Origin of the sequence: Kribbella sp. NPDC050820 (assembly GCF_040653975.1) — a bacterium.
Taxonomy (GTDB): domain Bacteria; phylum Actinomycetota; class Actinomycetes; order Propionibacteriales; family Kribbellaceae; genus Kribbella.
The window spans coordinates 1-12,610 of the sequence record NZ_JBFAHB010000131.1 but is presented as its reverse complement, the minus strand read 5'-3'; the positions used below and the strand labels follow the sequence as shown (position 1 = coordinate 12,610).

12 protein-coding genes, 1 tRNA gene and 1 pseudogene are annotated in these 12,610 nt (G+C 68.1%); 7 read left to right on the top strand and 7 right to left on the bottom strand.

Annotated elements, in window-relative coordinates; all coding sequences use genetic code 11:
• Positions 1-144: 144 nt before the first annotated feature.
• Positions 145-888 carry a DUF4118 domain-containing protein gene (locus AB0H36_RS46905; RefSeq protein ID WP_360538520.1) on the bottom strand — a complete coding sequence of 248 codons (744 nt, stop codon included), beginning with the start codon at positions 886-888 and terminating at the stop codon, positions 145-147.
• 140 nt (positions 889-1,028) lie between these two features.
• On the opposite strand from AB0H36_RS46905, the gene AB0H36_RS46900 reads away from it, so the two are divergent.
• Positions 1,029-1,763, top strand: coding sequence for a class I SAM-dependent methyltransferase (locus AB0H36_RS46900; RefSeq protein ID WP_360538518.1), 735 nt, complete (start codon positions 1,029-1,031; stop codon positions 1,761-1,763).
• A 1-nt stretch (position 1,764) separates the two neighbouring features.
• Here the strand turns inward: AB0H36_RS46900 and AB0H36_RS46895 are convergent, their stop codons facing one another.
• Positions 1,765-2,142 carry an ester cyclase gene (locus AB0H36_RS46895; RefSeq protein ID WP_360538516.1) on the bottom strand — a complete coding sequence of 126 codons (378 nt, stop codon included), beginning with the start codon at positions 2,140-2,142 and terminating at the stop codon, positions 1,765-1,767.
• A gap of 158 nt (positions 2,143-2,300) precedes the next feature.
• On the opposite strand from AB0H36_RS46895, the gene AB0H36_RS46890 reads away from it, so the two are divergent.
• Positions 2,301-3,611, top strand: coding sequence for an NAD(P)/FAD-dependent oxidoreductase (locus AB0H36_RS46890; protein WP_360538514.1), 1,311 nt, complete (start codon positions 2,301-2,303; stop codon positions 3,609-3,611).
• Between the two features lie 20 nt (positions 3,612-3,631).
• On the opposite strand, the gene AB0H36_RS46885 is transcribed toward AB0H36_RS46890, so the two are convergent.
• The 4 genes from AB0H36_RS46885 to AB0H36_RS46870 all read right to left on the bottom strand — a co-directional run bounded on the left by AB0H36_RS46885 (position 3,632) and on the right by AB0H36_RS46870 (position 8,322).
• Positions 3,632-4,054, bottom strand: coding sequence for a GNAT family N-acetyltransferase (locus tag AB0H36_RS46885; protein ID WP_360538512.1), 423 nt, complete (start codon positions 4,052-4,054; stop codon positions 3,632-3,634).
• 18 nt (positions 4,055-4,072) lie between these two features.
• Positions 4,073-6,409: a GH92 family glycosyl hydrolase gene (locus AB0H36_RS46880; protein WP_360538510.1), complete on the bottom strand. Its 2,337-nt coding sequence runs from the start codon at positions 6,407-6,409 to the stop codon at positions 4,073-4,075.
• Positions 6,410-6,535: 126 nt separating this feature from the next.
• Positions 6,536-7,195: a response regulator transcription factor gene (locus tag AB0H36_RS46875; RefSeq protein ID WP_360538508.1), complete on the bottom strand. Its 660-nt coding sequence runs from the start codon at positions 7,193-7,195 to the stop codon at positions 6,536-6,538.
• Complete coding sequence (locus AB0H36_RS46870; RefSeq protein WP_360538506.1) at positions 7,192-8,322, bottom strand: histidine kinase; 1,131 nt, start codon at positions 8,320-8,322, stop codon at positions 7,192-7,194. Before AB0H36_RS46870 ends, AB0H36_RS46875 begins: the two co-directional genes overlap by 4 nt.
• Before the next feature lie 104 nt (positions 8,323-8,426).
• Between AB0H36_RS46870 and AB0H36_RS46865 the strand changes: the two genes are divergently transcribed.
• The 3 genes from AB0H36_RS46865 (at position 8,427) to AB0H36_RS46855 (ending at position 9,865) form a co-directional block, all read left to right on the top strand.
• Entirely contained in the window at positions 8,427-8,933 is a 507-nt protein-coding gene (locus AB0H36_RS46865) for an ACT domain-containing protein (protein WP_360538504.1), read from the top strand.
• Positions 8,930-9,478 carry a peptide deformylase gene (locus AB0H36_RS46860; RefSeq protein WP_360538502.1) on the top strand — a complete coding sequence of 183 codons (549 nt, stop codon included), beginning with the start codon at positions 8,930-8,932 and terminating at the stop codon, positions 9,476-9,478. The genes AB0H36_RS46865 and AB0H36_RS46860 overlap by 4 nt, the downstream gene beginning before the upstream one ends.
• 306 nt (positions 9,479-9,784) lie before the next feature.
• Positions 9,785-9,865, top strand: a tRNA-Leu gene (locus AB0H36_RS46855).
• Between the two features lie 208 nt (positions 9,866-10,073).
• Here AB0H36_RS46855 and AB0H36_RS46850 read toward each other — a convergent pair.
• Positions 10,074-10,460 (bottom strand): annotated as a pseudogene (locus AB0H36_RS46850) (tyrosine-type recombinase/integrase); the annotation flags it as partial.
• A gap of 389 nt (positions 10,461-10,849) precedes the next feature.
• On the opposite strand from AB0H36_RS46850, the gene AB0H36_RS46845 reads away from it, so the two are divergent.
• Both AB0H36_RS46845 and AB0H36_RS46840 read left to right on the top strand, forming a co-directional pair.
• Positions 10,850-11,434: an HAD domain-containing protein gene (locus AB0H36_RS46845; RefSeq protein WP_360538500.1), complete on the top strand. Its 585-nt coding sequence runs from the start codon at positions 10,850-10,852 to the stop codon at positions 11,432-11,434.
• Positions 11,435-11,540: 106 nt separating this feature from the next.
• Positions 11,541-12,524, top strand: coding sequence for an adenosine deaminase (locus AB0H36_RS46840; RefSeq protein WP_360538498.1), 984 nt, complete (start codon positions 11,541-11,543; stop codon positions 12,522-12,524).
• The last annotated feature ends 86 nt before the right edge of the window (positions 12,525-12,610 follow it).

The window sequence follows — 12,610 nt, the reverse complement described above, 5'->3', positions numbered from 1 at the left end:
TCCTCCTCCCCCACGAGCGGACGGGGGGGTGGGGGGTGTGTGTGTGGTGGGTTGTGGTTCGCGTGGGGGGGGGGGCCCCCCCGCCCCCCCCCCCCCCCCCCCCGGGGCCGTGGCCACCCGGGACGTGGTGCTCCCGCAGGCCAACTAGGGGTGGAGGGGCTGGTGGGTGGAGAGGGCGGCGCCGACCTGGTCGGCGAGGGCTACGGCGACCTGGCGCTGCTCGAGGTCGGGGCGGGCGATCCGAGCCGCCGCAGTGAGCAGGAAGCGGCCGCGGACCTCGCCGGCGTGCTGGACGGCGAGCTCGATCTCGGCGTTCGTCGGCAGACCGTCGCGCTCGACCTTCAGCACGCGCCCACCGCGCGTCACCGTGCCGTCCGCGTTCAGCACCGGCGCCCCCGAAAGCTTGCCACCAGCAACGAACCTGACCCCGTCGATCCCGAGTACGGCGGTCAGCTCGGCCCGCACCTGGTCGATCAGCTCGTCCGTGGACCCGCCGGCCGCGACCGCCTGCGAGGCGGTGATCACACCGTCCAGGTACCCGCGATGCCGCGACGCCCGGGCTTGTTGCCGCCGGCCCCAGATCGCGATCTCGGTGACCGCGGCGCCGATCACCACCAGCAGCAGAGTCGTCTCGATGTCGTCGCGATGCCGGATGTCGAAGGAGTTGTACGGCACGGTGAGGAAAAAGTCGAACCACACCGCACTCGACACCGCCGCCAGGATCCCGGCCGGCCGAACCCCGAACGCCGCGATCGCAACGATCACGACCACCAGCAGCAGCGCGAGGTTGGCGTTGTCGAAGTTGTCCCGAAACGGAATCAGCAACCCACACACCGCGGGCGGCACCACCACAGCCGCCACCAGCACCGGATTGCGGTAACTCTCCACCCCTCCATTCACCCTCCCCACCCACCCCCGATCAACCTTTCTCACAGACGTCTATCAACACCCCTCGAAAACCCATAGAGCATCCCCACCCCACCCAAGTAACTTGACGACCCGTGGACAGCGGACGAGAGGAGACGGGCGTGGGTGAGTTGTGGGGTGTGGAGGTGGCTCGGCGGTATGACACTCCGGGGACGGGGATGTTTGCGCCGGAGGTGCTGGGGCCGACGGTGGAGCGGTTGGCGGGGTTGGCCGGGGATGGCATGGCGCTGGAGTTTGCGATCGGGACCGGGCGGGTTGCGGTGCCGTTGGCGGAGCGCGGCGTGCCGGTGAGCGGGATCGAGTACTCACCCGCGATGGTCGACCAACTGCGGACCAAGGTGGGCGAGGACGCGATCCCGGTCGTCATCGGCGACATGGCGAGCGTGCGGGCGCCCGGCGAGTTCACGCTGGTCTACCTGGTCTTCAACACGATCTCCAACCTGCTCACCCAGGAGGCGCAGATCGAGTGCTTCCGGAACGCGGCCCGCCACCTCTCCCCCGGCGGCGCCTTCCTCATCGAGCTCTGGGTGCCCGAGCTCCGCCGCCTCCCGCTCGGCTCGCCGGCCACCGTCGGCATCTCCGAGCCCGGCTACATCTTGCTCGACACGTACGACGTACTCGACCAGCAGGTCGTCTCCCACCACTTCCACTTCGACGCCGAAGGCACCCGCGCAGAGCTCTTCCGCACCCCGCACCGCTACATCTGGCCCGCCGAGCTCGACCTGATGGCCCAGCTGGCCGGCTTCACCCTCGAGTCCCGCCACGCCGACTGGTCAGGAGCCCCCTTCACCGCCGACTCCCCCTCCCACGTCTCGGTCTACCGCCTGAGCGAGTAGGTCAATCGCGGGTCAGCTGGGTGAGGACTGAGGAGTCGAGGTCGCCCCAGGACTCGGCGATCTTGCCGTTGCGCAGGTGGTAGACGGCGAACTCCGGCGCGGTGATCACCCGCCCGGTCGCCGGTACGTCGAGGAACGTGCCGGAGTGTGTCCCGGTGTCGATCAGGTGGGAGGACAGCCAGTCACCGTCGACGAGCAGGTGCTGGATCTCCCAGTGGTAGTCCGGGAAAGCGTCGACGACCGACCGCAGTCCGGCGGCGTACCCGGCGAGCCCCGTCACACTCCCGTTGACCCGGACGTCCGCCGCGACGAACTCCCCGAGCTCCTCGAACCGGTGCTCGTTGCACCTCTCCAGGTACCGCCGGTTGAAGGCTTTCATCGCCTCATCGTGTCACCATCGGTACATGACGAATCCCTCTGGAGAGGGAGCATTCCGGCAGGTGAGATCACCCCTCAGAGGGTTTGTGAAAGTTTTCACGAGTGCAGTAACCTGAAGTAGACATGAAGTCGGAGATCCACTCAGGGAGAGTGAACCGCATGACAGCCCAGGTGCCGCACATCCTCGTCGTCGGAGGCGGTTACGTCGGGATGTACACCGCGTACGGACTACGTCGCGCGGCCCGGAAAGGCAAGATCCGGGTCACCGTGGTCGACCCGCGGTCGGTGATGACCTACCAGCCGTTCCTGCCCGAGGCGGCGGCCGGATCCGTGGAACCGCGGCACGTGGTGGTGCCGCTGCGCAAGACGCTGAAGGGCTGCCGGGTGGTGACCGGCCGGGTGACCGGGATCGACCACGCGAACAAGGTCGCCAAGGTGATGCCCGAGGAGGGTCCGGAGTACGAGCTGGCCTACGACCAGGTCGTGGTCGCGCTCGGCTCGATCGCCCGGACGCTGCCGATCCCCGGCCTGGCCGAGGAGGCGACCGGGTTCAAGAACGTCGAGGAAGCGATCGCGCTGCGCAACAAGGTGCTGGACCGGCTCGACGTGGCGTCGTCGCAGCCCGACCCGGCGCTGCGCAAGTCCGCGCTGACCTTCGTCTTCGTCGGCGGTGGGTACGCCGGTGTCGAGGCGTTCGCGGAGCTCGAGGACATGGCCCGCTACGCGACCCGGTACTACGACAACATCAACCCCGACGACCTGCGCTGGGTGCTGGTCGAGGCGACCGGACGGATCCTGCCGGAGGTCGGCGAGGAACTGGGCAAGTACACGGTCGACCAGCTGCGCAAGCGCAACATGGACATCAAGCTGGAGACCCGGCTTGAGTCCTGCGAGAAGGGTCACGTGATCCTCAGCGACGGCGAGGAGTTCGACGCCGACACGATCGTCTGGACCGCCGGCGTGAAGGCGAACCCGGCGCTCGCCGCGACCGACTTCCCGCTGGACGAGCGCGGCCGGGTGAAGTGCCTGGCGAACCTGCGGATCGAGGGTGTCACGGACGCGTGGTCGGCCGGAGACAACGCCGCCGTACCCGACCTGACCAGCGAGCAGCCCGGTGCGTACTGCGCCCCGAACGCGCAGCACGCGGTCCGGCAGGCACGGATGCTGGCCGACAACATCCTGCGCGTGGTCGACGGCAAGACGCCGGAGGACTACCGGCACAAGTACGTCGGCTCGGTCGCGAGCCTCGGCCTGCACAAGGGTGTCGCCCAGCTGTACGGCGTGAAGGTCAAGGGCTGGCCAGCCTGGTTCCTGCACCGGACCTACCACGTGTCCCGGGTCCCCACCTTCAACCGGAAGGCCCGCGTCATCCTGGACTGGACACTGGCGCTGTTCTTCCGCCGCGAGGTGACCAGCCTCGGCAGCCTGCAGATGCCGCACGAGGAGTTCCGCCGCGCGACCCGGTCCTAGCCGGTACTACGTCCACATGTTCAGGGCTCGAGGGTCTTGAACATGTGGACGTCCTCGTTGCCGCCCGGGATTCCGCGGGTCCGGCCGGTCTCGACGTACCCGTGCCGCTGGTAGAAACCCGGCGCCTGGAAGGTGAACGACGAGACGGCGATCCGATCGCACCCGCGCCGCCGAGCCTCGGCCTCGGCGGCCTGCAGCATCTTGCTGCCCCAGCCGTCCGTCCGGCTGTCCTCGCGGATCCACACCATGTCGATCCCGCAGAGACCGCCCCAGGTCCACGCGGCCAGTCCGCCGACCAGCTCACCGGTGTCGTCTGCGATCTTGATCGAGAACGAGCCGCGGTCTGCGGCGCCGGTGGCAGCGGTGTTGAAGTCGTCCAGTTCCCGGCTCAGCCGCTGCTCGAGCTCCGCGTCGTGTCCACCGACGGTCAGGTTCGCGTTCACGCCGCCGAGTATGCCAAGTCAGCGGTCGACGGGCGGCGTGCCCCAGTCGGTGGGCTCGGCGCCCAGCTGTACGGCGATCCGGCCGCCGCGCGTGATGAACGACTCCGGCAGCCAGGACTCGGCACGCTCACGACCGTTGAGGGTCAGCGACTGCACGTACTGGTTCGTGTCCGACGTCGCCGGCGCCTCCACCGTCAGCCGTACGCCGTTGCTCCGCCGGATCTCGACGCGCGGGAACAGCGGGCTGCCGACGAGCAGCTCGGCCCGGCCCGGGGTCTGCGGGAACAGGCCGATCGCGGCGAACACGTACCAGGCGGACAGCGTGCCCAGGTCGTCGTTCCCTGGGAGGCCTGACGGCCCAACGCCGTACACGGTGTCGACGATCTCGCGCGTGGTCGCCTGGGTCTTCCAGGCGACGCCGAGTCCGTTGTAGAGCCACGGCGTGTGCAGGCCCGGCTCGTTGGTCGGGTCGTAGCGGAGTGCGCTGCCACCCTTGACGGCCCAGTTGCCGTTCGCGTCGTGGAAGAACCCGTCCAGCCGCTCGACCGCCTGGCCGTTCATCACAGTGGCCAGACCGGAGACGTCCTGCGGGACCATCCAGGTGTACGTCGCACTGGAGCCCTGAGCGAACCCGACATCGGTCGACGGGGTGAAGCCGGGCTGCCAGGTGCCGTCGGCCTTGCGAGCACGTTGGTAGCCGACAGCCGGGTCGTAGGTGTTCTTCCACCAGGTGCCGCGATCCTCGAGCGCCTGGACGTCGGCCCCGAGCCGCTCACCCCACTGGGCCAGCGAGAAGTCGGCGAGCGAGTTCTCGAGCGTCTCCGCGGCGCCGCCCCAGCAGTGACAGGCGTCCTGCGGCGCGTAGTTCTTGGCCAGGTAGGTGTTCAGCGCCGGTCGTTGCCCGGTGCATTGCCCGGGGCAACCACCATCGTTCTCCGCGTCCGCGTTCTGCACGGTCGCCTGGCGCACCAGCGAGTCATAGGCGCCGCGTACGTCGAAGTTGCCGACACCCATCGCCGCGAACGTCGCCAGCGTCGGCGCGGCCGGGTCGCCGGTCATCACGTGCGTCGGCCCGTTGTTGTGCAGCCAGCGGTCCCAGATCCCCTTGTTCTGCTGGGCGAACTGGTACATCGACTGCGCGAAGTCACCGGCGATCTCCGGCTTCAGCAGGGCGAGCAGCTGGATGTGTGCGCGGTACTGGTCCCAGCCGGAGAACGTCCCGTACTGCGCTCGCTGCCCGGGCGCCAGCCGATGGATCTGGAAGTCGCTGCCGAGGTAGCGGCCGTCCACGTCGTTGAAGATGTTCGGCTGCAGCATCGCGTGGTAGAGCGCGGTGTAGAAGGTCGTCCGTTGTGCGTCGGTCCCGCCGGTGACGCGCACGTTGTCCAGCTCCCGCCGCCATTCACGGTAGCCGTCGGCGGCGACCCGATCGACCGTGGCCTGCGGCCGGACCTCGGCGCGCAGGTTCTGCTCGGCGCCGGCCAGGCTGACGTACGAGATGCCGATCCGCGTCCGCACCTTCGCGCCCGGCTTGAACGTCACGTAGCCGCCGGAACCGCGACCGGCCCGGTCCGCGCCGGTCGCGTACCCCTCACCGCCGGTCGTGTGCGTGCTCCCCGCCGCGAGCGCGCTGTCCTTCCAGGTGCCGAAGGCAACGACTGGCTGGTCGAAGGACGCGGTGAAGTACAGCCGGTAGTACGACTTCCGGTTGTTGGTCCCGCCGTTCGCACGCCGGCCGCAGAACGCGCCGGTTAGCACCGACCCGGTCACCTTCCGGCCGGTCGGGTCGATCTCGATCTCCGCGTCCTCGCTGCCGTTGAGCGAGTTCGACGTACGGAAGAGCAGGTTCGCGGCCTGGTCGGCGGGGAAGGTGAACTCGCCGACGCCGGCGCGCGTGGTGACGGCCAGGTCCGTCTTCACGCCGTTGGCGAGCGTGACCGTGTAGCGGCCGGGCTTCGCGGTCTCGTCGGCGTGGCTGAAGTTGCTGGCGTACTTCGCGTCGGTGGTGTCGGCCGTCGGCGAGGAGTCGACGGTTCCGGCGTACGGCATGATCGGCACGTCGCCGGCCGCGCCCGGGTTGCAGCCGGCGCCGTTGACGTGGGTCAGGCTGAAGCCGCGGACCCGGGTCACGTCGTACTGGTAGCCGTTCGCCGCGCCAGTGCTGGTCTGGTCACCGCGGGTGCTGGTCGGGCTCCACGAGATCATCCCGAACGGGCGGACGGCGCCCGGCCAGGTGTTCCCGTCCCGCGCGGACCCGATCAGCGGATCGACAGCGGCAGCCGGATCCGGCACTGCTTCGGCGGGTACGGCGGGGAGCAGCAGAGCGACCGTGAGGACGCCGGCGAGCGCGCGCATGGCATGGCCTTTCCGGGGGCGGACGGACAACCCGACGCTAAACCGCTCAAGTAACCGCCGGGTGGTCTGCGCGTGTTACCCGGGTAGCGAACGCACGGACGGGCGGGGGTTGCGGCGGCTGCAGCCTCAGTCGTGCAGCAGTCCGGCGTCGTGGACGAGGAGGGCGATCTGGACGCGGTTGTTCAGGTCGAGCTTGGTGAGGATGCGGGAGACGTGCGTCTTCACGGTCGGGACGCTGAGGTAGAGCGTCGAGCTGATCTCGGCGTTCGACTTGCCCTCGCCGACGGCCACGGCGATCTCACGCTCGCGGTCGTTCAGCTCCGCCAGCCGGTCGAGTGCCTTGTTCTTGCGCTGGTCGGTGCCCGACGACGCGACCCGGGTGATCAGGCGCTTGGTCACGGCCGGCGACAACACGGGCTGTCCGGCGGCGACTCGCCGTACCGATTCGACGATCTCGGCGGGCGGGGTGTCCTTGAGGACGAACCCGGCGGCGCCGGCTCGGAGGGCTCGTAGTACGTGCTCGTCGGCGTCGAAGGTGGTGAGGATGACGATCTCGGGCGCGTTCGGGCGACGTCGTACCGCTTCTGTCGCGGTCAGGCCGTCGGTGCCTGGCATCCGGATGTCCATCAGTACGACGTCGGGCGCGAGCCGGTCGATCAACCCCTGGACGCCAGTGCCGTCGCCCGCCTCGCCGACCACGCGGACGTCGGGTGCGCCGCCGAGCATCAGCTTCAGACCGGCGCGCAGCAACGGATCGTCGTCGACGATGAGAACCCGAATCGTCATGCGGGCCACGGTAACCAGGCGAACAGGCGGAACTCGCCCTCGGGGGTGCGGCCGTGCTCGATCCGGCCGTCGACGAGCGTGGCGCGCTCCGTGAGTCCCAGCAAGCCCTTGCCGTCGCCTCGTCGGCGGTTCGGGGCGGGGTTGCGCACTTCCACCTCGAGGCCGTTGCCTGGGGCACCGGTCACGCTGATCTGCACCGGTTCGCCGGGGGCGTGCTTGAGTGCGTTGGTGAGGCCTTCCTGCACGACCCGGTACGCCGTACGCCCGACGTGGTCCGGCAACGCGCCGGGAGCGTCGAGGACGAGCTCGACCGGGAGGCCGGCCTCTCGCGAGCCCTCGACGAGCACCGGGAGGTCGGCGAACGTCGGCTGCGGGAGCTCGCCGACGGGAGCCCGCAGTACGCCGATCACTTCGCGGAGGTCCTGCAGCGCCTGGTGCGCGCTGGCCCGGATGATCTCGGCGGCCCCGGCCACCTCCTCCGCGGACGCGTCGGGGCGGTACGCGAGCGCGCCGGCGTGGACGCTGAGCAGAGACAGCCGGTGGCCGAGTACGTCGTGCATCTCGCGGGCGATCTCCTCGCGGGCCCGCAACTGGGCCTGCTCCGCCTGCAGCTTGGCGACGATCTCGGCCCGCTCGGCCCGGTCACGCAGCGTCTGCAGGAGCTGCCGGCGGGACCGGATGTAGAGGCCCCAGATGACGAGGGCCAGATACATCGAGCCGGCCGCGATGACGAGGGCCGCCGGGTGGTCCGGCTTGTCCCGCACCTCGATGTAGATGGCCAGACTCACCGCGTTGGCGACGAACACTCCCAGCGAGACCCGCAGCGGCCGGTGGATCGCCACAGTCAGGATCAGCAACAGGCCCGCACCACCCGCTGCGTCGGAGAAGGTGCCGACGGCCGCCCCGACCAGGGCCAGCTGAACCGGCCAGCGGCGCCGGAACCACAGGCTCAGGCAGAGTGCCATCCCGAAGTAGAAGTCGAACGCGAGCAGGTCCGGGCTGATCGGGTCCTTGCGGCCCTCCTCGTACAGCAGGAAGCCGGTGAACACCGCGACCACGAACGCGAGCGAGTCCACGATCCAGTCCCGCGTACTGCGGCGCGGACGTGCGGATCTGGACTCTGCCATGGGACGAATGTAGCGGTGCGTAAGCGCTCTGCGGCACTCTTGCAGCTGTCCGGATACCGAAGTCGGGTCATCGGCTACTTAGGTCGGACGGTAGGTTGCCGGGCATGAGTCAGCTCGCAGTCACCGTCATCGGCCCCGACCGCCCGGGCATCATCGCGGACGTCACCGAGGCCCTGGCCGGGACCGGAGTCAACCTCGAAGACTCCACGATGACGCTGCTGCGCGGCCACTTCGCGATGATGATCGTCTGCTCCGGGCCGTTCGAGGAGGTCAAGGCCGCGATCGAGCCGCTGCGCGGGGAACTCGTGATCACCGTCCGCAAGGTCGGCCCCGAACACGAGCACGCACCGATCGGGCCGTCGTACATCCTGAGCGTGCACGGCGCCGACCGGCCCGGGATCGTCGCCGCAGTGACCCGGATGATCGCCTCCGCGGGCGGCACGATCACCGACCTGACCACGCGGCTCAGCGGGGAGCTGTACGTGCTGACCGCCGAGGTCGAGCTGCCGCTGACCGCGGAGCTGGCAATGCTCAACCGCGCCCTGGAGATCACCGCCGAGGAACTCGGTGTCGGCGTCACCCTGCGCCCGGCGGAGAGCGACGAGCTGTGACCATCATCGCCGCCTGGTCCCCTGCGGAACTCGATGTCGAGGGGACGGTTCTCGACGTACTGCGCGCTCCGCACCCGGTCCTCGCCACCGAAGGCGCGACCGTCGACCCACTCGACCCACTCATGATCCAGCTCGCCGCCGACCTGATCGCCACCATGCGGGTCTCCCCCGGCTGCGTCGGACTCGCGGCGCCACAGGTGGGCGTCGCGGCGCAGATGTTCTCCCTCGACGTCAGCAACCACCCGAAGACCCGGACCTGCCACGGCGTCTTCGTCCTCTGCAACGCGGTCGTCCTCGAGGCCTCACGACAGGAGAAGGGCCGCGAAGGCTGCATGTCCGTCCCCGACTTCACCGGCGACGTCAAGCGCGCCACCCGGCTGACGGTCACCGGCATCCTCCCCGGTACGACGGAGCAGGTCACCATCACGACCGACGCATTCGAAGCCCGCGCGCTCCAACACGAAATCGACCACTGCAACGGCAAGCTCTTCCTGGACCGAGCAGCCGGCGCCCACGCCATCTACCCACGCAAGGTGTACAAATAGATCTGCCTTCGCAGCCTGCTCCGCCCGCTCCTACGTCGCGTGCTACGCCGCCAGCCTCACCCACCCTCTTCACGCTCGCAACACTCGCTAGACCTGCTCGCTCCGCTCGCACTGCGCTCGCCCCGCTCGCTCAATCGACCGCCGCGTGGTCGCCAAGCCGGGGTGATCCAACGACTGGGATGTGGAGAACCCCCGCAGCCTGCGCCGTGGTTGGCGGATGACCTAGATCTCGAGCCCACGGGCCCCCGAAACTGTCTCGAGCCCCATCTACGTCATCCAGCTTGTAAGGTCAGTGCTTGCCGACCGGCCCGGGTGGCGGAACGGCAGACGCAGCGAGCTTAAACCTCGCGGCCGAAAGGCATACGGGTTCGAATCCCGTCCCGGGCACACCCCACCGTGACCTGCATAGATGCCGCAACAGAAATGTAAGCCACAGCTTCAGAAGACCCGACGTGGTTGCACCAGCGGTTGCAGTTCGTCCGGTGATCACGCCCACAGCGCCATTCCGATCTTGGCCGCCGCATCGTCAGCGAGCTTGCTCGTCACATGCGTATCGCGCTTGGTCACCGCCAACATCGAGTGACCCAGAAATCTCCTGCACGACTCGGATGTCGACCCCCTGCTCCAGCAGCAAAGACGCCGCCGCATGCCGTGCGTCGTGAGGGCGAGCGTCCCGGAGGCCGGCCACCTGGAGCGTGCTCTTGAACTCGGCCCAGTCACGCCGGGGATTGATCGGGCGTCCGGTTGGTCCGGCAAAGACCAAGTCCCAATCCTCCCACTGATCACCGGGCGCGAGACGTTCCGCCGACTGTGCCGCCTTCTGAGCCTTCAGCTGTGGGATCAGCTGCTCCGGTAGTGCGCTCCATCTGGTCTTGCCGCCCTTCGGTGGCCGGAACTCCCATTCACCACCCTGTCGCTCGGGGCAGTACCGAGCATGCTTGACGCATCCAGCCTTGCAGCTCTTCGTGTGCCGACTCTTCACACACTCTCGTGGATCAGCGCAGCCGTGCGAGACCCGTTTGCGCTTGCCACACCTGAATGCGCCGCTTCTCCAGGGCGAGGTACTTCCAACGCATACCAAGCGCCTCGGACTGCCGATACCCCAGTGCGAACGCCACCAACCAACGTGCGCTGTGAGGTCATTGGCGAGCTTGAGGGTTGGCACCCGAGACAGCCTTCAGCCTCCGGGCCGTATGGAAGCACCGCGAGCTGCTACTCAAACCGTCCTGACTGTGATCCCCCCGCCAACAGGTCCGCGACACATCTCCGCCAACTGATGTGCGACAGGCTAGAAGTCGGCCCACGTGTCGGAGCAACGCACGGATCTGCCGAATTCAGTGCGTTTCGGGTCGGACCCGCGGCAGGTCGTGGGTGACCCTCGTGCCGGGCCTGGCGCAGACCGACCGGCGTGTGAACCTGCCGATGAGCCGGGAGAATGCGGCTATGCAGCCACTCCTTCTCATCGATGTCGACGGCCCGCTGAATCCGTTTCGCGCACCGTGGTTCGGGCAGCGCAAGGCAGGACCGGGCTTCGAGTTCCACGACCTCACACCTGCCGGTGGGATTACCTACCGGGTTGCGCTGAACCAGGAGCACGGGAGGCGTCTTGCAGCTCTTTCTTGTGACGCGTTCGACCTCGTCTGGGCGACAACGTGGCTCGACGACGCGAACGCACTCATCGCGCCCCTCCTGGGCCTACCAACTGACCTTCCGGTGATCCCGCTCGATCGGCCGAACTTCCCGAGGGGCAGGCGTTCGTGGAAGGCCGAGCAGATCGCGCGATGGGTGGGGAGCCGACCGTTCGCATGGTTCGACGACGAGATCAACCGAGCGACTCGGTCTTGGCTGGAGTCCACGCCCAATCTGGGTGCACACCTAGCTCACAGGGTCGAACCCCACGTGGGCCTCGTCGATGCCGACTTTGCGGTCCTTCGTTCCTTCGCCGACAGCCTGTAGGCGCCCGCTCATGCCGCGGAGAGTGAAAGCTCGGAACTGCCGAGATGCGTGCGGTTCAAGGGATGCGTCTATCCGCCGCGGATGCGGACGTGATATGCACACCTCCATGCTGCCGGCCGCAGAGCTACACCTGCACCTCGAAGGCACCCTCGAACCCGAGACGATCTTTGCGATCGCGGAACGGAACAAGATCGCGCTGCCGTACTCAAACATCGACCAGCTGCGGGCACGCTATGCCTTCACCGATCTGCAGTCGTTCTTGGACCTGTGCTATACCAACGTCGACGTCCTGCGGACCGCCGAAGACTTCGCCGACATGACGACGGCCTATCTGGAGCGCGCGGCTGCGGCGGGGCTGCGGCACGCTGAGGTCTTCCTCAACCCCCAGGCACACACTGCCCGGGGGGTCCCCCTGCCCGAAGTCATGGCGGGAGTCGCAAGCGCCCTCTCCGAGTCGCTACGGACTCATGGGCTGAGCACCGGGCTGATCGTGGCGTTCCTGCGGGATGAGAGCGAAGAGTCGGCGATGGCAAGCCTAGACGCAGCCCTGGCCCTGGACGCAGCGTTCATTGGCGTGGGTCTCGACTCCGCTGAGGTAGGGCACCCTCCGTCGAAATTCGCCAAGGTGTTCCAACGCGCTCGCGCCGAGGGTCTGCACCGCGTGGCCCACGCTGGTGAAGAAGGTCCACCCAGCTACATCTGGGAGGCGCTCGACGTGTTGGGCGTCGAGCGGATCGACCACGGCGTGCGCTGCCTCGAAGACGAACAGCTCGTCCGGCGACTCGTTGAGGACCAGGTGCCGCTGACCGTGTGCCCTCTGTCGAACGTGAGCCTCCGAGTAGTCGACGACATCGCCTCACACCCGTTGTCAACCATGCTGGAGCGAGGGATCAAGGTGACCGTCAATTCTGACGACCCGGCGTACTTCGGTGGCTACGTCGACGACAATCTCTACGCCCTCACCCAAGCGGGCCATCTCACACGTGCAGACCTCGTGACGCTGGCTCGCAACTCAATTGAGGCATCCTTCGCCGATCCCGGACGCAAGCAGCAACTGCTGAATGAGCTCGACGTCGCGCTCGGGCCCTGACCCTGGTTCTTGGACACGCCGAATCCAGCAGCTGAGCATCTGCTGGAGAGAGCGAGATGATCCAGAACCATGGCCCGCAAGAACTA